The sequence below is a fragment of the Pseudonocardia sp. ICBG162 genome (assembly GCF_020496225.1).
GTDB classification, from domain to species: Bacteria; Actinomycetota; Actinomycetes; order Mycobacteriales; family Pseudonocardiaceae; genus Pseudonocardia; species Pseudonocardia alni.
This window is the reverse complement of the sequence record NZ_JAHLJD010000031.1, coordinates 438,089-459,353: the sequence shown is the minus strand read 5'-3', so window position 1 is coordinate 459,353 and position 21,265 is coordinate 438,089. Positions and strand designations below refer to the sequence as shown.

The following is a 21,265-nucleotide window of genomic DNA, read 5'->3' as shown; positions in this document are numbered from 1 at the left end:
CCTCCTCCGACGACTGCCGTCACCTCCCGGTACAAGATCGTCCGGGTGCGCGGACGGTACCGTCCGTCAACCGCTCGACGATTCCGCGTCACGGCCCTGTTTCGACTTCTGCCAAAACCGTTGTCCAGCGGTTACCGTCCCGTCCGGACACGCGCCGCCGAGCGGTGGCGCCGGAGGGGGAGGTCACCTCGTGCGGATCAACCAGCGCATCGGAGGCAGGGGCCGGTACGCGACCGCGATCGCGCTCGTGGCCGCGGCGGCACTCACGCTCGCGGGCTGTGCCCGCGACACCGGCGGGGGCGGCGGCGCCCAGGCCGGGGAGTGCGAGCGCGTCGCGCCGCCGTCGGTCCCGGCCGCGTCGGCCCAGCCGGCGCCGGAGGCCCCGAAGGCGGACGCGAGCCGGCTCAAGGTCGGGCTGGCCTACGACATCGGCGGCCGTGGCGACGCCTCGTTCAACGATGCGGCGGCCGCCGGCCTCGACCGCGCCGTCGCCGAGCTGGGGCTGCAGAAGGCCAACACGCGCGAGGCGACCGCCCAGGCGGGGGAGAGCGAGGACGCGGGCACCAACCGCCTGCGCCAGCTCGCCCAGGGCGGGTTCAACCCGATCGTCGCGGTCGGCTTCAACTACGCCACCGGCGTGAAGACCGTCGCGACCGAGTTCCCGAACATCCAGTTCGCCATCGTCGACGACGACACGGTCGACCTGCCCAACGTCAAGCCGCTGGTCTTCGCCGAGGAGCAGGGCTCGTTCCTGGTCGGCGCCGCGGCCGCGCTGAAGACCTCGACCTGCAAGGTCGGGTTCATCGGCGGCGTCGACAACCCGCTGATCCAGAAGTTCGACGCCGGCTACGAGCAGGGCGCCAAGGCCGTCGCGCCGCAGATCGACGTCGAGTCGGCCTACATCTCCCCGGCCGGCGACTTCACCGGCTTCAACGACGCCACCCGCGCCACCGAGATCGCGTCCGGCCAGTACGACGGCGGCGCCGACATCGCCTTCGCCGCGGCGGGCCAGTCGAACCAGGGTGTCTTCGCGGCCGCGCAGACCGCGCAGAAGAAGGCCATCGGCGTCGACTCCGACCAGTACAACTCGCCGCAGCTGACCCAGGTCCGCGACACGATCATGACGTCGATGATCAAGCGGGTCGACGTGGCGGTCTACGAGTACATCAACGCGGTCGCGGGCAACACCGTCGCGAAGCTCCCGGCGCGGTTCGACCTCGCCAACAACGGTGTCGGCTACTCCACCTCCGGTGGCCAGGTCGACGACATCGTCCCGCAGCTCGAGGCGTACAAGGCCGCGATCATCGCCGGACAGATCGACGTCAAGTCCACGAAGTGACCGACGAGCGCCACGCGGTCGAACTGCGCGGGATCACCAAGCGGTTCCCCGGCGTCGTCGCGAACGACGGCGTGGACCTCACCGTCACCCACGGTGAGGTCCACGCCCTCTGCGGCGAGAACGGGGCCGGCAAGTCGACCCTGATGAAGATCCTCTACGGGATGCAGACGCCCGACGAGGGCGCGATCGTCGTCGACGGGGCGGACACGCACTTCCGCAGCCCCGCCGACGCCATCGCCGCGGGGATCGGGATGGTCCACCAGCACTTCATGCTGGCCGACAACCTGACGGTCGCGGAGAACGTGCTGCTCGGCGCCGAGCGCCTGCACGGCATCGGGAAGGCGGCCCGGGCGCGGATCACCGAGCTGTCCGCGACCGTCGGGCTCGCCGCCCGGCAGGACGCGCTCGTCGAGCACCTCGGCGTCGCCGACCGGCAGCGCATCGAGATCCTCAAGGTGCTCTACCGCGGCGCCCGCACGGTGATCCTCGACGAGCCGACCGCGGTGCTGGTCCCGCAGGAGGTCGACGAGCTGTTCGCGACCGTGCGCACGATGCAGGGCGACGGCTACACGTTCCTGTTCATCTCGCACAAGCTCGACGAGGTCCGCGCCGTCGCCGACCGGATCACCGTGATCCGCCGCGGCCGCACGGTCGGCACCGCGGACCCGCGGACCGTCACCAACCGCGAGCTGGCGGAGATGATGGTCGGCTCGGAGCTGCCCTCGCCGGAGACCCGCGAGTCGACCGTGACCGACCGCGAGGTGCTGCGCGTCGAGGGCCTCGGGCTGGCGAGCCCGGACGGCGGCCGCGACCTGCTCGACGGCGTCGACCTCGTCGTGCACGCCGGTGAGGTGCTGGGCATCGCCGGCGTCGAGGGCAACGGCCAGACCGAGCTCGTCGAGACGGTCATGGGGATGCGCAGGCACGCCCGTGGCCGGGTGCTGCTGAACGGCACCGACATCTCGGCGACGTCGACGATGGCCCGCCGCGAGGCCGGCATCGGCTACGTCCCCGAGGACCGGTCCCGCCACGCCCTGCTCGGCGAGCAGCCGCTGTGGGCGAACCGGATCCTCGGGTTCCAGTCCCGGCCGCCGATCGCCCGGCGCGGGCTGCTGGACACCGCCGCGGCGCGCACCGACACCGAGCGGATCGTGCGCGACTTCGACGTCCGCACCCCCGGCATCGACGTCATGGCCGCCGCGCTGTCCGGCGGCAACCAGCAGAAGCTCGTCGTCGGGCGGGAGCTGTCCGGCGACCCGGTGCTGCTCATCGCGGCCCACCCGACCCGCGGCGTCGACGTCGGCGCGCAGGCCGGCATCTGGGCCGAGCTGCGCCGCGCCCGCGCCGCCGGGCTCGCGGTGCTGCTGGTCTCGGCCGACCTCGACGAGCTGATCGGCCTGTCCGACACCCTCGCCGTCATCTCCGGCGGGCGGCTGGTCGGCACCGCCGATCCCGCGACCGTGACCCCCGAGGAGCTGGGTACCAAGATGACCGGAGCCGCCACGTGAGCCGGCTGCGGGGCGCCGTCGTCGCGCCCGTCCTGGCGATCGCGGTCGCCGCCCTGCTCTGCGGGGTCGCGCTGGTGATCAGCGGGGCGTCGCCGTGGACGGCGGTCACCACGATCCTCGCGCAGGTCGGGTCGGGCACGGTCGTCGTGGACACCGTGAACTCCGCCGCCGTCTACTACCTCGCCGCGCTGGCCGTCGCGATCGGCTTCCAGATGCGGCTGTTCAACATCGGCGTCGAGGGCCAGTTCCGGGTCGCCGCCTGCGTCGCCGCGATCGTCGGCGGGACGGTGGCGCTCCCGCCGGTCCTGCACACCGTGCTGATCATGGTGGTGGCGCTGCTGACCGGCGCCGCCTGGGTCGCGATCCCGGCGCTGCTCAAGGCCTACCGCGGTGTCTCCGAGGTCATCTCGACGATCATGCTGAACGCGATCGCCACCGGGCTGATCGCCTACCTGATCCGCGCCGAGACCTTCGGCGAGCTGCGCGGCAACAACATCACCACCCCGCCGATCCCCGAGTCGGGCTGGTTCCCCGGGATCCCGGTGGGCAACGGCGCGATCTTCGGGATGGTGTTCGTCGCGGCCGCGCTGGGCATCGGCTACTGGTTCCTGCTCGGACGCACCCGGTTCGGCTTCGAGCTGCGCGCCTCCGGCGAGTCGGCGACGGCCGCCGCGACCGGCGGGGTGAACGCGCGCCGCACGATCGTCGTCGCGCTGCTGCTCTCCGGTGCGGTCGCCGGGCTGGTCGGGCTGCCCGAGCTGCTCGGGCGCGACCACGCCTACACGCTGTCCTCGCCGCAGGGCTATGGCTTCACCGGCATCGCGATCGCGCTGCTGGGCCGCAACCACCCCGTCGGCATCGCGCTGGGCGCGCTGCTGTGGGCGTTCCTGGACAAGTCCGCGGTGGCGCTCGACGTCGTCGGCATCCCGCGGGAGATCGTGCTGATCATGCAGGGCCTGATCGTGCTGTCGGTGGTCGTCGCCTACGAGGTCGTCCGCCGGGTCGAGCGCCGGGCCGAGCAACGGCGGGTCGCCGCGGCGGCCCCCGCACCGCAACCCGCGGAGGTGTCGTCGTGACCGCGGTGCTGGACCGTGCGCGGACCCTGCCCGGCTGGGCCCGGTCGGCGCTGATCGCAGCCGCGCTCGTCGCCGTCCTGTCGGTCACGGTGACGCTGACCGGCCAGACCCAGCTGACCTCCGGCGGCACCGCGTCCGCCGCGGTGCGGCTGGGGCTGCCGATCCTGCTCGCCGGCCTGGGCGGCCTCTGGGCCGAACGCGCCGGGATCATCAACATCGGCCTCGAGGGCATGATGGTGCTCGGCACCTGGGGCGCGGCCTGGGCCGGCTACCAGTGGGGGCCGTGGGCGGCGATGCTCGGCGGGCTGGTGTTCGGCGCGCTCGGCGGGCTGCTGCACGCCGTCGCGACGGTGACGTTCAACGTCAACCACATCGTCTCCGGCGTCGCGATCACCCTGCTCGGGACGGGACTGACGAAGTACCTGGCGACGCTGGTGTTCACCCCGGTCTCGCAGAACCCGCGCCAGTCCCCGCGGCTGGAGGGCTTCACCGAGTTCTCGATCCCCGGGGTCTCCGAGGGCCTCGCGGCGCTGGAGGCCCAGCAACGCGTGTTCGTCTCCGACCTCGCCGGGCTGCTGTCCGGGCTGGTCACCGGCCTGGCGCCGATCCTGGTCATCGGGGTCGCGCTGGTCCCGGTGAGCTACCTCGTGCTGTGGCGGACGGCGTTCGGGCTGCGGCTGCGCAGCGCGGGCGAGTCGCCGGTCGCGGCGGAGTCGCTCGGCGTGAACGTGGTGCTGCACAAGTACGTCGCGGTCACGATCTCCGGCGCGCTGGCCGGGCTCGGCGGCGCGGCCCTGGTGCTCAACCCCGGCCAGCTCGGCTACCTGGAGAACCAGGTCGGCGGCCGCGGGTACATCGGCCTCGCCGCGATGATCTTCGGCAACTGGCGGCCCGCCGGGCTGCTCGTCGGCTCGGCGCTGTTCGGCTACGTCGACGGCCTGCAGCTGCGCGCCGGCGGTGAGGCGGTGCACGCGCTGCTCTACGGCGCGACGCTGGTCGCGGTCGTCGTCGCGGTGCTGTGGGCGATCCGCCGGATGTGGACCGCCGCCGCCGTCGCGCTCGTCGCGGGGCTGCTGGTGTACGCGGTCTACTGGTCGGTCGACACCGTGCCCAGCGAGTTCGCCTCCTACGCCCCGCAGCTGGTCACGCTGATCGTGCTCGCGGCGGCCTCGCAACGACTACGACCACCGGCCCGGCTCGGCGAGCCGTACCGGCGCGGGGAGGGACGCTAGATGGCAGGCGGGGGACCGTCCGGAGCGGGCGCGGACATGATGCGGCCCGACGCACCCGTCCCGGACTGGGACGCCCTGCGGGCCGCCGCGGTGCAGGCCGCGGCCTGGGCGTACGCGCCGTACTCCCGGCTGCACGTCGGCGCCGCCGCGCTCGTCGACGACGGGCGGGTGGTCACCGGCTGCAACGTCGAGAACGCCTCCTACGGCCTCGGCGTCTGCGCCGAGGTGACCCTCGCCGGCCAGCTGCGCCTCTCCGGCGGCGGACGGCTGCTCGCGGTCGCCTGCCGCTCCGACGACGGCGACCTGCTCATGCCGTGCGGACGCTGCCGCCAGGTGCTCCACGAGTTCGGCGGCGCCGCCCTGCTCTGCGACACCCCGCGCGGGGTGCTGCCGTTCACCGAGGTGCTGCCCGACGCGTTCGGCCCGGAGGACCTCCCGTGAGCTTCTCCGCGGTCGAGGTCATCGCGGCCAAGCGCGACTGCCGCACGCTGTCGAAGGCCCAGATCGACTGGGTGGTCGACGCCTACACCCGCGGCGAGGTCGCCGACGAGCAGATGGCCGCGCTGGCCATGGCGATCCTGCTCAACGGCATGGAGCCCGGCGAGATCGCGCACTGGACCCAGGCGATGATCGACTCCGGCGAGGTCCTCGACTTCGGCGACGTCGGACGCCCGCTGGTCGACAAGCACTCCACCGGCGGCGTCGGGGACAAGATCACGCTGCCGCTGGCGCCGCTCGTCGCGGCCTGCGGGGCGGCGGTGCCGCAGCTGTCCGGGCGCGGGCTCGGCCACACCGGCGGCACCCTGGACAAGCTGGAGGCCATCCCCGGCTGGCGCGCCTCGCTGACCACCGAGGAGATCACCGCGCAGCTGCGCGAGGTCGGCGCGGTCGTCTGCGCGACGACGCCCACGCTCGCCCCCGCCGACAAGCGGCTCTACGCGCTGCGCGACGTCACCGGCACCGTCGAGTCCGTCCCGCTGATCGCCAGCTCGATCATGAGCAAGAAGCTCGCCGAGGGCACCGGCGGGTTGGTCCTCGACGTGAAGGTCGGGTCCGGCGCGTTCATGAAGACCCTGCCGCGCGCCGGGGAGCTCGCCGACGCGATGACCGCGATCGGTGCCGCCCACGGCCTCCCGACCACCGCGCTGCTCACCGACATGTCCCGCCCGCTGGGCCGCTGCGTCGGCAACGCCCTGGAGGTCGCCGAGTCGGTCGAGGTGCTGCGTGGCGGGGGACCGGCCGACCTGGTGTCGCTCACCGTCGCGCTGGCCACGGAGATGCTCGCCCTCGCCGGTCTGCCCGACGCCGACCCGGCGGCGGTGCTCGCCTCCGGCGCCGCGTACGACGTGTGGGAGCGGATGATCGCCGCGCAGGGCGGGGACCCGTCCGCGCCGCTGCCGGTGGCCACGCACGTCGAGACGGTCGTCGCCGAGCGGTCCGGGATCTTCGCCGGGGCCGACGCGCTCGCCGTCGGTACCGCGGCCTGGAAGCTCGGAGCCGGGCGCGCCCGCAAGGAGGACCCGGTGCAGGCCGGGGCCGGGGTCCGGCTGCTGGCCGCCCCGGGCGACGAGGTCCGCGCCGGTGCGCCGCTGGCCGAGCTGCACACCGACGACGCCGACCGGCTCCCCGCGGCCCGGCGGCTGCTCGCCGGGGCGGCGCTGCTGATCACCGCGGACCCGCCGCCCGAGCGGGACCTCGTCCTCGACGTCCGCCGGGGCGGCTGACCGCCCCCGGCCGGGGCAGCGCGCGGCCCCGAACGGCGGCAGGTGCCCGACGGGACGTGACGGATCTTCCTGCGTCCGCGTGTCGCATTCGCGACGAAACGTAACTCTCGGTGTATCCGTCCGTTACGCACAGTGTGAACCGTTCGCCGGCGACGATGCCGTCCCCCAGCCACGTCCCCGTGTCACCGGACCCCGCGGGGGTGACGGCGGGCCCCGACGTCTGGACCGCGGCCGAGGCGAGCGAGGACTTCCGCGAGCTCCGCGCGCGCCTGCTGCGCTTCGTGCTGCTGGCGACCGCGGGCTTCCTGGGCTGGCTGTTCCTGTTCGTGGGGCTCAGCGCCTGGGCGCCCGGGCTGCTCGGCACCCGGGTGCTCGGCGACCTCACGCTGGTGCTGGTGCTGGCCATCGGGCAGTTCGTCTCGACGTTCGCGATCACCGCGCTGTACGTCCGGTACGCAGGCCGCCGCCTCGACCCGCTCGCCGACGAGATCCGTGAGCGTCTCGAGCGGGGCCACCGGTGACCGCCGCCGTCGCGGCCGCGTCCCCGGCCCCCGGGGACCCGCTGCTCAACATCCTGGTGTTCTCGTCGTTCATCCTCCTGGCCTTCGTCCTGGTGCTGCGGGTGCGGCGGCGCTCGTCGGCGGCCCGGGACTACTACACCGCGGGCAGCGGCTTCACCGGTCCGGAGAACGGCCTGGCCCTGTCCGGGGACTTCCTGTCGGCCGCGACGTTCCTCGGCATCGTCGGCGCGGTCGCCGTCGCCGGTCCCGACGGGTTCCTCTACGCCGTCGTCGCCTTCGTCGCCTGGCTGGTGGCGCTGTTCTTCGTCGCCGAGATGCTGCGCAACACCGGTCGCTACACGATGGCCGACGTCCTCAGCTACCGGTTGCGGCAGCGCCCGGTGCGCGCGGCCGCCGCGACCTCGGCGGTGGCGATCTCCACGCTCTACCTGCTCGGTCAGCTCGCGGGCGCGGGCGGCCTGCTCGCGCTGCTGCTCAACATCACCGACCGTGCCGGGCAGTCCGCGGTGATCGCCGGGGTCGGGGCCGTGGTCGTCGGGTACGTGCTGATCGGCGGGATGAGCGGCGCGACCTGGATCCAGATCGTGAAGGCGGTCCTGCTGCTGGCGACCGGGATGATCATGGCCGCCTTCGTGCTCGGCACGACCGGTCTGAGCCTGCCCGCGCTGCTGACCGCGGCCGTCGCGAACCACCCGCGCGGCGAGGCGGTCCTGTCCCCGGGGCTGCTGTACGGCGGTGGCCTGACGGCCAACCTCGACCTGCTGTCACTGGCCGTCGGCGGTGTCCTCGGTGTGGCCGGGCTGCCGCACATCCTCATGCGCTTCTACACCGTCCCCGACGCCCGGCAGGCCCGGAAGTCGGTCGTGTGGGCGATCTGGCTGATCGGCGCGTTCTTCCTGCTGGTGCTGGCGCTCGGGTACGGCGCCACGGCGCTGGTCGGGCCGGAGGCGATCCTCGCCGCGCCCGGCGGGGTGAACTCGGCGGCGCCGCTGCTGGCACTGCAGATCGGCGGGCCGGTGATGCTGGCGCTGGTCTCGGCGGTGGCCTTCGCGACGATCCTCGCAGTCGTCGCCGGTCTGATGATCACCGCCGCGGCCGCGTTCGCCCACGACGTGTACGCCCAGCTGCTGCGCCGCGGCCAGGCCACCGCGGCCGAGGAGGTCCGGGTCGCCCGGCTGACCACCGTCGTCATCGGGCTCGTCGGCATCGCCGGGGGAATCCTGGCCAACGGCCAGAACATCGCGTTCCTGGCCGCGCTGACCTTCGCGATGGCCGCCTCGGCGAACCTGCCGACGCTGCTGTACTCGCTGTTCTGGAAGGGGTTCACCACGACCGGTGCCCTGTGGAGCATGTACGGCGGCCTCACCGTCACGCTGACGCTCATCGTGTTCTCGCCCGCGGTGTCCGGTGCGCCGACGGCGATGCTGCCCGACCTCGACTTCGCGTGGTTCCCGCTGGCGAACCCGGGCCTGGTGTCGGTCCCGGCGGGCTTCCTGCTCGGCTACCTCGGCTCGGTGCTGGGCCGCGAACGCCCCGACGCCGCCGGGCACGCGCAGATGTCGGTCCGGGCGCTGACCGGGGCAGGACTGCAGCGTGCGGTTCCCGAGGACCCGCCGGCGCCGCTCCCCGCCGGCCACAGCGCCCACCCGGCTCCCGCCGGTCACGGCGTCGCCCCGGTCCCCGCCGGCCACGGCGTCCACCCGGCCTCCGCCGGTCACGGTGCCCACCCGCGCCCCGACGGTCCTGCGGGCCACCCCGGCCCGGCCGGTCCCGCGGCGTACCGGGGCCCGGCCGGTCCCGCGCCGCACCGGCGTCCGGACGGTGGGGTGGCCCGTACCGCCCGGCCGGACGGTGCCGCCGCACCTCTCCGCACGGGACGGCCCCACGGCGGGCCGTCGCGCGACGCCCGGCCCGGCGGCCACCCGGCGGGCCCGTACCGGCCGCCGGCCGCCCCGGCGCGGGACCCGCAGCTGCGCCCGGGACGGGAGCGGCCCGGGCCCGGCACCGGCACGCCGTCCCACTGAGCCGCGTCCCCGGACCCCGGCCGGCGCCCGCCGGCCGGGGCCGGGCCGTGCTCGGCGGGGCGCCGGAACGGGCGGATCCGCGACACGCCCGCCGCTGCGCCGTGACGCCGGGCCGGTGCGCCCACCGGTGGGTGACGGCGCGGTGCCGGGCGGGCGTCGGCACGACGATTCCGATCCGGCACGATGGACCACGATGCGTGAGGACCGACGAGCGGCGGAGCGGGCGCCCCACCCCGCGGTGGTGCGGCACCAGCCGCTCCCCCGACCGGTGATGGGCACCGACCCCCGGCGGACCCCGCGGACGCCCCCGGAGGGAGCCGCCGAGGTGACCCGTCCGCTCGGGTCCGGGCGGATCCCCGACCCGGGGGAGCCGACCACCCCGCTGGGACCGGTGGCCGACCCGTCGCCCGGCCGTCCCGCACTCCCGGACGGCGCCGCCGCGGGCCCGGGGACGCCGTCGAACGGCACCGCGCCGGCGGGGGAGACGCCCGGGGACGGCGGAGCACCGGCCCCGGGGACGTCCGGGGACGACCCCACCGGGACGACCCCGTCCGGCGGCGCGGAGCGCACCGGCTCGCTCGTCCGCTCCTCCAGCATGATCGCGATCGCCAGCCTGGTCAGCAGGCTCACCGGCTTCGTCCGGAACCTCGCGCTGGTCGCGGTGCTGGGCTTCGCGGTCGTCAACGACTCCTACACCGTCTCGAACACGCTGCCGAACATCGTCTACGAGCTGCTGCTCGGCGGGGTCCTGACCAGCGTGATGATCCCGGTGCTGGTCCGCGCCCAGGCCGAGGACGCCGACGGCGGCGAACGCTTCACCCGCCGTCTGCTCACCGTCGTCGGGGCCGCGTTGCTGGTCGCGACCCTGATCGCGATGGCCGCCGCCCCACTGCTGACGAGGCTCTACCTCGGCTCGGGGGACACCGGACAGGCCAACCCGGCCCTGGCCACGGCGTTCGCCTGGCTGCTGCTGCCGCAGATCTTCTTCTACGGCATCGGTGCGCTGCTCGGCGCGGTCCTGAACTCGAAACAGGTGTTCGGACCGTTCGCCTGGGCACCGGTGCTCAACAACCTGGTCCTGCTGGGTGTGCTCGTCGTCTACGTGCTCGTGCCGGGGGAGATCTCGGTCGACCCGGTCCGGATGGGCGACCCGAAGCTGCTGGTGCTGGGGGTCGGGACGACGCTCGGCATCGTCGTCCAGGCACTGGTGCTGATCCCGTTCATGCGCAGCATCGGGTTCCGCTACCGCCCGGTGTGGGGCTGGGACCCGCGGCTGTCGCTGGCCGGCGGGATGGCGCTGTGGATCGTGGCCTACGTCCTCGTCGGGCAGGCCGGCTACATCGTCACCACCCGGGTCGCCGCGTCGGCGTCCGAGGGGTCGGTCGCGACCTACACCTACGCCTGGCTGCTGCTCCAGGTCCCGTACGGGGTGCTCGGGGTGTCGCTGCTGACCGCGCTGATGCCACGGATGAGCCGGGCCGCGGCGAAGGGCGACGTCGACCAGGTCGTCACCGACCTCTCGCTCGGCGCGCGCCTGTCCACCGTCGGACTCGTGCCGATCGCGGCCGTGATGACGGCGTTCGGCCCGTCCCTGGGCACCGCGCTGTTCTCCGTCGGCGCGGGCAGCGGGACCGGGGCCGAGCGCCTCGGCCAGGCCGTCGCGTGGTCGGCGTTCGGGCTCCTGCCCTACGCGGTCACGATGCTGCAGATGCGCGTGTTCTACGCGATGACCGACTCCCGCACCCCGACGCTGATCCAGGTCGGCATGGTGGGGGTCAAGATCCCGCTGCTGCTGGCGTGCCCGCTGCTGCTCCCGCCGGAGCAGGTCGTGCTCGGCCTCGCCGCGGCGAACGGGGTCTCGTTCGTCGGGGGCGCGGTGCTCGGGCAGTGGCTGCTGCGTCGCCGTCTCGGCCGGGCCCGCTCCGGTGAGGTGCTCGCCTGCCTGGCCCGGGTGGCGCTCGCCTCGGCCGCCGCGGCCGCCGTCGCCTGGGGGATCACCCGGCTCGTGGACCCGGCGCTCGCGGACTGGCCGGACGTCGCCCGGGCCTGGACGCTGCTGGTCGGGGGCTCGCTGATCGCGCTGCCGCTGGCCGTGGTCGCGATGCGCGTGCTGCGGGTCCGCGAGCTCGACGCCGTGTTCCGGCGCTTCGCCCGCCGCTGACCCCGGCTCACACGACGGGCGGCGCCCCGTCCGGCACCGGCGTCGGGGCGGCACGCTGGGAGAACGCGAACCAGAGGTAGCACAGCCCCACGACGAACAGCAGTCCCGTGGCCGTGCCCTCGATCTGCAGCGGCGCGGCGCCGCCGACCGGGCCGGGGACGAACACCGCGGCGACGATCGCGGCGTAGAGCAGCGGGTCGAGGGTGCGCAGGGACCGCACCGTCCGCGCCACGGGCGCCCCGCGGTGACGCAGGAACAGCAGTGACTCGACCAGGCCGACCAGGCCCAGCACCCCGAACGTGACCCGCCACGCGACGCTGCTCCCGGCGGCCAGCACCGCGCCCAGCCCCAGCCCCATCACGCCGGGCAGGAAGAAGTGCAGGGCCACGTGCAGCGTGCTGCGGTGCAGGGCCGGATCGCGACGCCACCCGCCGTGCGAGAGACCCAGCACGGTGAACCACAGCCCGAGCAGCGTGAAGCTGACCGAGCTGAGGCTCTGGTAGAAGCTCAGGGCCGGATCCACGGACACCTCCACCGGTCGGCCGACGGGTGCAGCGATGATGGCCGCGGCGGAATCGGTTGTCTGCGGCCGATCAGCCCAATCGGGTCCCGGAACGCACGAACGCCGCGCCCCCGGCGTGCGGGGCGCGGCGTCCGTCAGGAGAACCGGGGGACTCAGTCGTCCGGGTCGTCGCCGACCAGGTCGGCGGCGGAGGCACCGTTCTGGCTCTTCACCGCGACCTTGGCCCGCCCGCGGCGCTGGGCCGGGCGGGGCGGGGGCGGCGGGGCCTGCTGGGCGTACTGCCCACCCCGGCCCATGATCAGCTCCGCGAACGTCGCCATGGCCTCGTCGAGCTGGCTGGCGTTGCGGCGCTCGGACTCGGCGTTGGCCTTGGTGACCAGGTCGGTGACCGAGTCGGTGTCCGGACGGTCGCGCAGCACGGTGTCGAGGCCGGCGAGCCGGTCGTCGACGCCGGCGGAGAGCGTCGAGACGTCGCCGGACAGCTTCTCCAGGCGGGTGTCGACCTCCCCGGTCAGCTTGTCGAGGCGGCCGTCGACGTCGCCGGTGAGCTTGTCGAGCTTCCCGTCGACGCTCTCGCCGAGCGCGTCGAACCGGCCGTCCACGGCCTCCGACAGCGACGACAGCCGCTCGGTGACCGAGCCGTCGAGCTCGCCCAGGCGGTCCTTCAGGGACCCGCCGAGCTTGCCGACCCGCTCCTTGACCGACCCGTCCAGGTCGGTCAGCTTGCCGTCGAGACCGGACTCGACCGAGTCGAGCCGGGTGCCGACCTCCTCCAGACGGGCGGAGAGGGCCTCCAGCCGCTCGGTGAGGGCGTCGAACGCCGGGGCCGGGTCGACGGCCGGGCGCTGGGCCAGGTCCTCCAGGCGGCGGTGCAGGCCCACCGAGGTGTCGCCCAGCAGGTTGCGCAGGCCCTCGCCGGTCTCCTCGAAGGAGTGCACGGCCGCGTCGAGCTGCTCGCGCACCTGACGCTCGACGCCGTCGACGCGCTCCTTGATCGGGGAGGCGACGGCGTTCGGCATCGCGTCGAGCCGCATCTCGTGCCGGTCGAGGCGGTTGTCGAGGTCGTCGAGGCGCTTGTGCAGGCCGCCCAGGCGGTCGTCCAGGCCGTCCATCCGGCCCGAGACGCCCTCGAGGCGCCCGCCCATGCCGTCGAGCCGCCCGTCGAGCTGGGCGATCGGCTTGGCCAGCTTGTCCGGCAGGGACTCGATGGCCCGGGTGATCGCGCCGAGCACGATCTCGGTGTTGTCCAGCTTGGACACGGTCTCGTCGAGGCGCTCGGCCAGGACGTTCAGCTCGGTCCGGTCGGGGAGTTCGGTGAGCTTCTTGCGCACGGTGCCGATGGCGTCCAGGGCCGCCAGCCGGGCGTGGATCTCGTCGAGGGAGTCGAAGATCTGCTGCTGTTCGCTGTCACGGATCTCGGCCGCTCGCATGAGCATGCCGCGCATCCGGTCGAACGAGAGGTTCGAAGTGTCGCTCATGGCACCTGCTGCGCTTCCTCTGAGCCAAGTGGGGAGTGCCCAGAGGGTAGCGACCGCCGTACGAGGGTCGACGGACGGTGTTGCGTTGAGCCGTCCGGGGCATGTCTCCGCACCCGGATCGGGTCGATCATGGCAGGTCCGGGCGCCGGTCGTCGCGCGCCACGCCGCTCGGTACCGTGCCCGAGTGGCAGATCCCACCGCTCCCGTCCCGGTCACCCGCGACACCGTCCGCCGCGCTCCCAAGGTGCTCCTGCACGACCACCTCGACGGCGGCCTGCGGGTCGGGACCGTCGTCGACCTGGCCCGCGAGTACGGCTACGACAAGCTCCCCACCACCGACCCCGGCGAGCTCGCGGCCTGGTTCCTCGGCGCCGCCCACTCCGGCTCGCTGGTCCGCTACCTCGAGACCTTCGGGCACACCGTCGCCGTGCTGCAGACCCGGGAGGCGCTGACCCGGGTGGCGGCCGAGGCCGCCGAGGACCTGGCCGCCGACGGCGTCGTCTACGCCGAGGTGCGCTTCGCCCCCGAGCTGCACGTCGAGGGCGGGCTGGACCTCGACGCCGTCATCGCCGCCGTCCTCGACGGGTTCCGGATCGGCTCCGACCGCGCCGCGGCGGCCGGCAACACCATCCGGGTCGGCACCCTGCTCACCGCGATGCGGCACGCCGCCCGGTCCCGGGAGATCGCCGAGCTGGCCGTGCGCCACCGCGACTCCGGCGTGGTCGGGTTCGACATCGCCGGCGCCGAGAAGGGGTTCCCGCCCACCCGCCACCTCGACGCGTTCGAGTACGTCCGTCAGCGGTGCGCGCACGTCACCATCCACGCCGGTGAGGCGTTCGGGCTGCCCTCGATCCGGGAGGCGCTCCAGTGGTGCGGGGCCGAGCGGCTCGGGCACGGCGTCCGGATCGTCGACGACATCACCGTCACCGACGACGGCCCGCAGCTGGGCCGCCTCGCCGCCTGGGTCCGCGACAGCCGCATCCCGCTGGAGATGTGCCCGACGTCGAACGTGCACACCGGCGCCGCGTCGTCGCTGGCCGAGCACCCCATCGGGCTGCTCACCGAGCTGCGGTTCCGGGTCACGGTCAACACCGACAACCGGCTGATGTCCGGCTGCACGATGACCAGCGAGATGTACGACCTGGCCGAGACCTTCGGCTACGGCTGGGACACCCTGCGCTGGTTCACCGTCAACGCGATGAAGTCGGCGTTCATCGGGTTCGACGAGCGTCTGGCGCTCATCGAGGACGTCATCAAGCCCGGGTACGAGGCCCTGTCGCGCTAGTGCTCCCGCAGCCGGGCCTCGAGCCCGGCGACGAGCTCGCCCCAGGACTGCGCCTCCTGGGTGAACGGCGGGCTGGGTGCCATCCGCGTCGGGTCCGGCCGTACGACGAACGACACGAGCCAGCCGAGGCTGTTGGACTCGGCGAGGACCTCGGCGGGCTCGGGGTCCCCGGCCCACTCGCCGACGTCGGTCAGCAGCTCCGAGGCCAGGTCGAGCTGGACCGGGTCCAGGTCGAGCACGCCCTCGGCGAGGTCGGGGCCGATCCCGGTCAGCACGTAGGTGTTCATGTCCTCGACGCCGCCGTCGAGCTCGCCGACGGCGGCCGCGTCGAGCACCTCGGCGAAGGTGACGGCCGCGGTCAGGTCGGTCCCGGCGACGGCGGGGTGCTCCCGGTCGGCCAGCGCCCGGAACAGCGCACGCTCGGAGCCGAACACGTCGATCCGGCCGTCGGAGCCGAGGAAGACCGGCTTGTCGTCGAGGTAGCAGCGCAGGCTGACCACGGAGCGGTCGCCGACCTCGATGCGGATCGGGTCGATGCCGACCTCGGCCCAGAAGCCGGTCGGCTCCTCCTCGGCGGTGTCGGCGTCCTCGGTGCCCGCGGCGAGCGCGGCGGCCTCGAGGGCCTCGTCGTCGTCGAGGGGCTGCTCGGCGAGACGGTCGCGGAGCTCCTGCTCCTCGGCGCGTGCCTTGTCCAGCGCCCCGGCGTCGACGTCCGGGGTGGCGACGAGGTCGTCGACGGTGTCGACGACCCCGTCCCAGTGCGTCGCGATCGCCTCGGACAGCGCGGTCCAGCGCTTGGCGCCGTCACGGCCGGCGAAGGCCTGCTCGCCCTCGCGCAGCAGCGCGAACGTGGGCTCGCCGTCGAGCGCGGCGATCACGTCGGTGAGGTCGCAGACGTCGGCCAGCGACCGGACGATCGAGACGGTCTCGTGCAGCTCCTGCACGGTCAGCGCGTCCGGGTCGGCGGCGGCCAGCTCCGGCAGACCGACCAGGTCGTACCGGTGGACGGCGTCGGGGGTCAGCTCGGCGACCGCGAGCCCGGGGACCGCCGACCACGCGGGGTGGTCGGTCAGGTCGTGCTCGGGTGCGGTCCGCACGAACGCGGCGAGACCGGCCACCTCGTCGAAGACGAACACGTGCTCGTCGTCGCCGAGGAAGGCTTCCCACTCCTCGCCGTCTTCGCGCCAGGGGGGAGCCCACAGGGTGACCACGTCGCCCCGGGTGAGAGCGAGCCGGATCGGGACGATGTCGCTTGCCACGGGGCGAGCCTATCGTCGCGTCCTTCCGCCGGCCGGTCCCACCACCTCGGGTGTCGCCGGCCCGGCGGATCACGGTCGTGCGGGGTCAGGCCTGGGAGTGCAGTCGGACCACTCCGATGGACACGTCCTCGAGTCCACCCCGGTCGAAGTCGCGTCGCAGCTGGTCGGCCTTGATGGTCGCCGTCATCCCGTCGAACGGGCCGTGCGCGTCCACCTCCCCGGTCTGCGGGTCCACCGCCAGAACAACGTATCCGTCGCACTGCGTGAGCTTTTCCGCAGCAGCGATCAACGTCTGCTCCTCGGAAGTCGTGTTCTCCGGCATCGGATCACCTCCTTGTTGTCTAGTACAGCGTCGGCGGTGCCCTCGATGTGACACCGTTTCGGCCATACCACCCGTTCGGGTCAGGTGAATCGCGAGATCGGCGACCGCGCGTGCTGATCGTGGCACTCCACGCGGTCGGTCACGCGATCCGGGGAACCGGACGTGTCCGACCGGACACCGTTGGTGATCACGGTTCCGCTCGGGGATCGGCTGTCACGCAAGGTCTGCGAGGGTGTCCGCGGCCTCACCCGGGAGGACGAGGAGGTGCATCCGGCCGGTCCCGGCGTCACTCGTCGGTGAGCGCGTGCTTCTCACGCTTCGTGAACCGTGACACGCATCCGTGTCAACGTCCGGGGATGACGTCCCGGTGTCCGTCCGGTCACGGGACGGCATCGTCGCAGGACACGGGGCGCGTCCGGCCGTCGGGTCCCACCGGCCCGCGGGGCGACGGCACCGGATCGGTGGGCCGGGCGCCTCCTCACGGGGGATCTCCTCGCGGCCCGGCCGCCGTAGGCTGTGCGCCCGTGGACACGATCGTCGTCGACCACCCGCTCGCGCGGGCCCGGCTCAGCACCATGCGGGACGCCCGCACCGACAACGCGACCTTCCGGGCGGCGTTGCGCGAGCTCACCCTGATGCTGGTCTACGAGGCCACCCGCTCGGCGCCGCTGGCCGAGGACCGGATCCACACCCCGGTCTCGCGGACGGTCGGGTACCGGCTCGCGAACCCGCCGGTGCTCGTCCCCGTGCTGCGGGCCGGGCTGGGGATGGCCGAGGCCGCGCTGAACCTGATCCCGGACTCGCAGATGGGCTTCGTCGGCATGGCCCGCGACGAGACGACCCACGAGCCGGTGCCGTACATGGAGTCGCTGCCCGACAGCCTCGTCGGGCGGCCGGTGTTCGTGCTCGACCCGATGCTGGCCACCGGCGGCTCGATGGTGCACACCGTGGAGCTGCTGACCCGCCGCGGCGCCGACGACGTGACGGTCCTCTGCGCGCTGTCCGCGCCGGAGGGCGTGGAGCGGCTGCGCGCGTCCGGGCTGCCGGTCCGGATGGTGACCGCCAGCATCGACGAGCGGCTCAACGACTCCGCGTTCATCGTCCCCGGCCTCGGCGACGCCGGGGACCGTCAGTTCGGCGCGGTCTGAGCCCGCCGTGAGGCCCTCCCGCCGCATCCTCACCGGGGTCGTGGCGACGGTGGTCGCGGTCGCGCTGTCGGCGCTGCCCGCGGCGGACCGGCCGGAGGACGCCGAGGTGCCCGCCGCCGTCGACGAGCCCGGGGTGGTGCGGGTGATGCCGCTGGGCGCGTCGTCGACGGTCGGGGTGGGGAGCCCGGGGACGGCGGGCTACCGCCTCCCGCTGTGGCAGCGCCTGGCCGCCGACGGCGTCCGCATCGACTACGTCGGCTCCCGCAGCTCCGGGCCGGAGGCGCTGCCCGACACCGACCACGAGGGCCGCTCCGGCTGGACGGCGGCCCGGATGGTGCCGATGACGGGCGGCTGGGTGCTGGCCGCGCAGCCGGACGTCGTGCTGCTGCACGCCGGGACCAACGACCTGCTGCAGGGCGCGAGCGCGCGGGCGACGGCGGCGAGCCTGGACCGCCTGCTGGACCGCGTGTTCGCGGCCGCACCGCACACCCACGTGATCATGGCCGGGGTGTGGGCGCCGCTGCCGAAGCAGCGGGCCGAGCGGGCGCGGCTGGCCGAGTACCTGCCCCGGGTCGCCGCGGCGCACCGGGCGGCCGGGCACTCGGTGGAGTTCGTCGACACCTCCACCCTGTTCCCCGCCGGGCGGACCGCGGACGGCCTGCACGCCGGACCGGGCGCCTACCGCACGATCGCGTCGGTGTGGGCCGACCGGATCGAGGCGCACCTCGGGGTCCGGCCCGCCACCGGGCGCCGGTAGCTCAGTCCTCCGGCATGACGGTCGCGGCCACGACCGCGCCCAGCTCGCGGCACGCGGCCCGGGCGGCGGCGTCCGGGGGACCCGCCACCTCGACCGGCGCGGCCGCCGCGGTCCAGCCCATCGCCTCGGCGACCGTCGTCACCGAGCGGGTCGCGCCGGAGGTGTCCGAGCCGCCGTGCACCCACAGCCCGTAGGGCAGGCCGCGGGTGTCGTCGGCGCAGACGTAGAAGACCTGGTCGAGGAAGTGCTTGAGCGCGCCGGACATGTAGCCGATGTTCGCCGGCGTCCCGAGGACGACGGCGTCCGCGGCAAGCAGGTCGCTCGCCGTCGCGGCCAGGGCGGCGCGGGCGACGACCTCCACCCCGGTGATGTCCGGGTCGGCCGCGCCCGCGCGGACCTCGGCGAGCAGCTCCGCGGTCGCGGGGGACGGCGTGTGGTGGACCAGGAGCAGGCGCGCGCTCATCCGGCGAGCATCCCGTCGACCTCGGTGCGCAGCGCGTCCAGGCGCTCCGCGGCGACGGCCCGCGACGCCGGCACCGCGGCCACGTCGCCGGTGGGGTCCTCCACGACCTCCAGGTAGGCCTTGAGCTTCGGCTCGGTCCCCGACGGGCGGATCACCACGCGGGTCCCGGGGCGCCGCAGCCGCAGCACGTCGGGGGCCGGGCGGTCGGCCTCCCAGCCGGCCGGGGGCGCGTCGCGCAGCCGGGCGACGGCGGCGTCGCGCTCGGCGGGGGCCATCCGGATCGAGACGCCCCGGGTGGCGTGCACGCCGAACTCCGCGGCCAGCTCGTCGAGCCGGCGCGGCACCGACGACCCGGCCGCGGCGAGACCGCGCACCAGGTCCGCGGCGACGACGGCGGCGGAGACGCCGTCCTTGTCCCGGACGCCGTCGGGGTCGACGCAGAGCCCGATCGCCTCCTCGTAGCCGAAGACGAGCCCGTCGCCGGCCCGCACGATCCACTTGAACCCGGTGAGGGTCTCGGCGGAGCGGGCCCCGCGGGTGGCCGCCACCCGGGCGAGCATCGACGACGACACCACGGTCGTCGCGACCAGCGGGTCCGCCGCGGTCGCGGTCCGCAGGACGTGGTCGCCGAGCAGCACGCCGGTCTCGTCGCCGGACAGCATCCGCCAGCCGTCGGGGAAGGCGACGCCGAGCGCGCACCGGTCGGCGTCCGGGTCCAGCGCGACGGCGAGGTCCGCGCCGCTCTCCGCGGCCAGCGCGAGCAGTGCGTCGGTCGCGCCGGGCTCCTCCGGGTTCGGGAACGCGACCGTCGGGAAGTCGGGGTCGGGCACGGCCTGGCTCGCGACGACGGCGACGTCGTGCACCCCGGCCCGGGCGAGCGCGGCGACCACGGTCGCGCCGCCGACGCCGTGCATCGGGGTGAGCGCGATCCGCGGCGCGGGCGCCCCGGTGTTCCCCGACAGCGTCGCGACCCGGTCCAGGTAGGCGCCGGTGACCTCCGCCGGGTCCGGCAGCGGCCCGAGCGGCACCGACACCGCGGGCGGGGCGGCGGTGATCGCGTCCTCGATGGCGGCGTCGTCGGGACCCACGAGCTGCGCGCCGTCGGCGAGGTAGACCTTGTAGCCGTTGTCGGCGGGCGGGTTGTGCGAGGCGGTGACGGCGATCCCGGCGACCGCGCCGAGGTGCCGCACGGCGAAGGCCACCAGCGGGGTGGGGACGGGGCCGTCGAGCAGGGTCACGGTGAACCCGGCGCCGGTCAGCACCCGGGCGGTGGCCTCGGCGAACGCCGCCGACCCGTGCCGGGCGTCCCGGCCCACGACGACCCGGCCGGTGCCCGCGGTCCGGGCCAGGTGGGCGGCCAGCCCGGCGGTCGCCCGGGTCACGACGGCGACGTTCATCCCCGACGGCCCGGCCCGCACCGGCCCGCGCAGCCCGGCGGTGCCGAAGCGCAGCGGCCCGGACAGCCGGTCGGCCAGCTCGTCGCCGGCCGCCGCGGCGCCGTCGCCGCCGGCCATCGCGGTGGCCAGCACGCGCTGCAGCTCGGCCCGGGTGCCCGGGTCGGGGTCGTCGGCGATCCAGCGCAGCGCCGCGTCGCGCAGCGGCCCCGGGAGCACCATCAGATGCGGCCGACGAGGTCGCGCAGCAGCGAGCCCATCCGGGTCGCCGCGGCGGCGCCGGCGTCGAGGACCTCCTGGTGGTTCAGCGGCTGCCCGGACAGGCCCGCGGCCAGGTTGGTGACCAGCGAGATGCCGGCGACCTCCAGCCCGGCGGCGCGGGCGGCGATCGTCTCGGCGACGGTGGACATCCCGACCAGGTCCGCGCCCAGCGTGCGCAGCATCCGGATCTCGGCCGGGGTCTCGAAGTGGGGGCCGGGCAGCCCGGCGTAGACGCCGTCGACCAGCGACGGGTCCAGCTCGCGGGCGGCGGCGCGCAGCCGCGGGGAGTAGGCGTCGGTGAGGTCGACGAAGTGCGCGCCGTGCAGCGGCGAGCGCGCCAGCAGGTTGAGGTGGTCGGAGATCAGCACCGGCTGCCCGACCGACAGGCCCTCGGTGATGCCGCCCGCCGCGTTGGTCAGCACGACCGTGCGGACACCGGCCGCCGCGGCGGTGCGGACGCCGTGCACGACCGGGTCCATCCCGTGGCCCTCGTAGAGGTGGGTGCGCCCGAGCAGGACCAGCACCCGGGTGTCGCCGATGCGCAGCGAGCGGGCGGTGCCGCCGTGGCCGACCGCGGACGGCGCGACGAACCCGGGCAGCTCGGCCATCGGGACCTCGGTGTCCGGGGTGCCGAGGACGTCGGCGGCCGGACGCCAGCCGGAGCCCAGGACCACCGCCACGTCGTGGGTGTCGGTGCCGGTGCGGCGGGCGAGCTCGGCGGCGGCGTCGTGGGCGCGAGCGGTGGGGTCGGCGGTGTCGGCCATGGGCGCCAGCCTAGGGGGCGCCTGCG

General features: G+C 74.6%; 18 protein-coding genes and 1 pseudogene. 12 read left to right on the top strand and 7 right to left on the bottom strand.

Translation table 11 applies throughout. The annotated features are described in order from the left end of the window. Positions 1 to 190 precede the first annotated feature (190 nt). The 9 genes and pseudogenes from KPL60_RS26925 to murJ all read left to right on the top strand — a co-directional run bounded on the left by KPL60_RS26925 (position 191) and on the right by murJ (position 11,585). The gene (locus KPL60_RS26925; protein WP_226367586.1) at positions 191 to 1,339 is read left to right on the top strand and encodes a BMP family protein; all 1,149 of its coding nucleotides are present in this window, start codon (positions 191 to 193) and stop codon (positions 1,337 to 1,339) included. Beyond that, positions 1,336 to 2,847: an ABC transporter ATP-binding protein gene (locus tag KPL60_RS26920; RefSeq protein WP_226367585.1), complete on the top strand. Its 1,512-nt coding sequence runs from the start codon at positions 1,336 to 1,338 to the stop codon at positions 2,845 to 2,847. Before KPL60_RS26925 ends, KPL60_RS26920 begins: the two co-directional genes overlap by 4 nt. After that, positions 2,844 to 3,923: an ABC transporter permease gene (locus tag KPL60_RS26915; protein WP_062397669.1), complete on the top strand. Its 1,080-nt coding sequence runs from the start codon at positions 2,844 to 2,846 to the stop codon at positions 3,921 to 3,923. Before KPL60_RS26920 ends, KPL60_RS26915 begins: the two co-directional genes overlap by 4 nt. Then, entirely contained in the window at positions 3,920 to 5,155 is a 1,236-nt protein-coding gene (locus KPL60_RS26910; protein ID WP_226367584.1) for an ABC transporter permease, read from the top strand. Before KPL60_RS26915 ends, KPL60_RS26910 begins: the two co-directional genes overlap by 4 nt. Before the next feature lie 39 nt (positions 5,156 to 5,194). Beyond that, a complete protein-coding gene (locus KPL60_RS26905; protein ID WP_226368246.1) occupies positions 5,195 to 5,596 on the top strand; it encodes a cytidine deaminase in 402 nt (133 codons plus the stop codon). Further along, complete coding sequence (locus tag KPL60_RS26900; RefSeq protein WP_226349903.1) at positions 5,593 to 6,879, top strand: thymidine phosphorylase; 1,287 nt, start codon at positions 5,593 to 5,595, stop codon at positions 6,877 to 6,879. The genes KPL60_RS26905 and KPL60_RS26900 overlap by 4 nt, the downstream gene beginning before the upstream one ends. Before the next feature lie 179 nt (positions 6,880 to 7,058). Beyond that, entirely contained in the window at positions 7,059 to 7,400 is a 342-nt protein-coding gene (locus KPL60_RS26895) for a DUF485 domain-containing protein (RefSeq protein WP_226367583.1), read from the top strand. Continuing rightward, positions 7,397 to 9,001 (top strand): annotated as a pseudogene (locus KPL60_RS26890) (cation acetate symporter); the annotation flags it as partial. The gene KPL60_RS26895 and the pseudogene KPL60_RS26890, both read left to right, overlap by 4 nt. Positions 9,002 to 9,749: 748 nt before the next feature. Next, entirely contained in the window at positions 9,750 to 11,585 is a 1,836-nt protein-coding gene (gene murJ, locus KPL60_RS26885; RefSeq protein ID WP_226367582.1) for a murein biosynthesis integral membrane protein MurJ, read from the top strand. 7 nt (positions 11,586 to 11,592) lie between these two features. Here the strand turns inward: murJ and KPL60_RS26880 are convergent, their stop codons facing one another. Further along, a complete protein-coding gene (locus KPL60_RS26880) occupies positions 11,593 to 12,108 on the bottom strand; it encodes a hypothetical protein (protein ID WP_226367581.1) in 516 nt (171 codons plus the stop codon). A gap of 152 nt (positions 12,109 to 12,260) precedes the next feature. Next, on the bottom strand, positions 12,261 to 13,586 hold the full coding sequence (locus KPL60_RS26875) for a PA containing protein (RefSeq protein WP_226367580.1): 1,326 nt from the start codon (positions 13,584 to 13,586) through the stop codon (positions 12,261 to 12,263). 184 nt (positions 13,587 to 13,770) lie between these two features. On the opposite strand from KPL60_RS26875, the gene KPL60_RS26870 reads away from it, so the two are divergent. Beyond that, positions 13,771 to 14,871: an adenosine deaminase gene (locus KPL60_RS26870; protein WP_226367579.1), complete on the top strand. Its 1,101-nt coding sequence runs from the start codon at positions 13,771 to 13,773 to the stop codon at positions 14,869 to 14,871. Here KPL60_RS26870 and KPL60_RS26865 read toward each other — a convergent pair. Both KPL60_RS26865 and KPL60_RS26860 read right to left on the bottom strand, forming a co-directional pair. Beyond that, a complete protein-coding gene (locus KPL60_RS26865) occupies positions 14,868 to 16,130 on the bottom strand; it encodes a primosomal protein (protein WP_226367578.1) in 1,263 nt (420 codons plus the stop codon). The genes KPL60_RS26870 and KPL60_RS26865 overlap by 4 nt on opposite strands. 85 nt (positions 16,131 to 16,215) lie before the next feature. Continuing rightward, complete coding sequence (locus KPL60_RS26860) at positions 16,216 to 16,452, bottom strand: hypothetical protein (RefSeq protein ID WP_010230125.1); 237 nt, start codon at positions 16,450 to 16,452, stop codon at positions 16,216 to 16,218. A 524-nt stretch (positions 16,453 to 16,976) separates the two neighbouring features. On the opposite strand from KPL60_RS26860, the gene upp reads away from it, so the two are divergent. Further along, complete coding sequence (gene upp, locus KPL60_RS26855) at positions 16,977 to 17,600, top strand: uracil phosphoribosyltransferase (RefSeq protein WP_226349910.1); 624 nt, start codon at positions 16,977 to 16,979, stop codon at positions 17,598 to 17,600. Positions 17,601 to 17,607: 7 nt separating this feature from the next. Beyond that, positions 17,608 to 18,357, top strand: coding sequence for an SGNH/GDSL hydrolase family protein (locus KPL60_RS26850; protein WP_226349911.1), 750 nt, complete (start codon positions 17,608 to 17,610; stop codon positions 18,355 to 18,357). Between the two features lies 1 nt (position 18,358). On the opposite strand, the gene KPL60_RS26845 is transcribed toward KPL60_RS26850, so the two are convergent. Genes KPL60_RS26845 through KPL60_RS26835 form a run of 3 tightly spaced genes read right to left on the bottom strand, consistent with a single transcriptional unit; the run spans position 18,359 to position 21,239 of the window. Further along, complete coding sequence (locus KPL60_RS26845; RefSeq protein WP_226367577.1) at positions 18,359 to 18,820, bottom strand: flavodoxin family protein; 462 nt, start codon at positions 18,818 to 18,820, stop codon at positions 18,359 to 18,361. Continuing rightward, complete coding sequence (locus KPL60_RS26840; RefSeq protein WP_226367576.1) at positions 18,817 to 20,436, bottom strand: phospho-sugar mutase; 1,620 nt, start codon at positions 20,434 to 20,436, stop codon at positions 18,817 to 18,819. Before KPL60_RS26840 ends, KPL60_RS26845 begins: the two co-directional genes overlap by 4 nt. Beyond that, positions 20,436 to 21,239: a purine-nucleoside phosphorylase gene (locus KPL60_RS26835; protein ID WP_226367575.1), complete on the bottom strand. Its 804-nt coding sequence runs from the start codon at positions 21,237 to 21,239 to the stop codon at positions 20,436 to 20,438. The genes KPL60_RS26840 and KPL60_RS26835 overlap by 1 nt, the downstream gene beginning before the upstream one ends. Positions 21,240 to 21,265 lie beyond the last annotated feature (26 nt).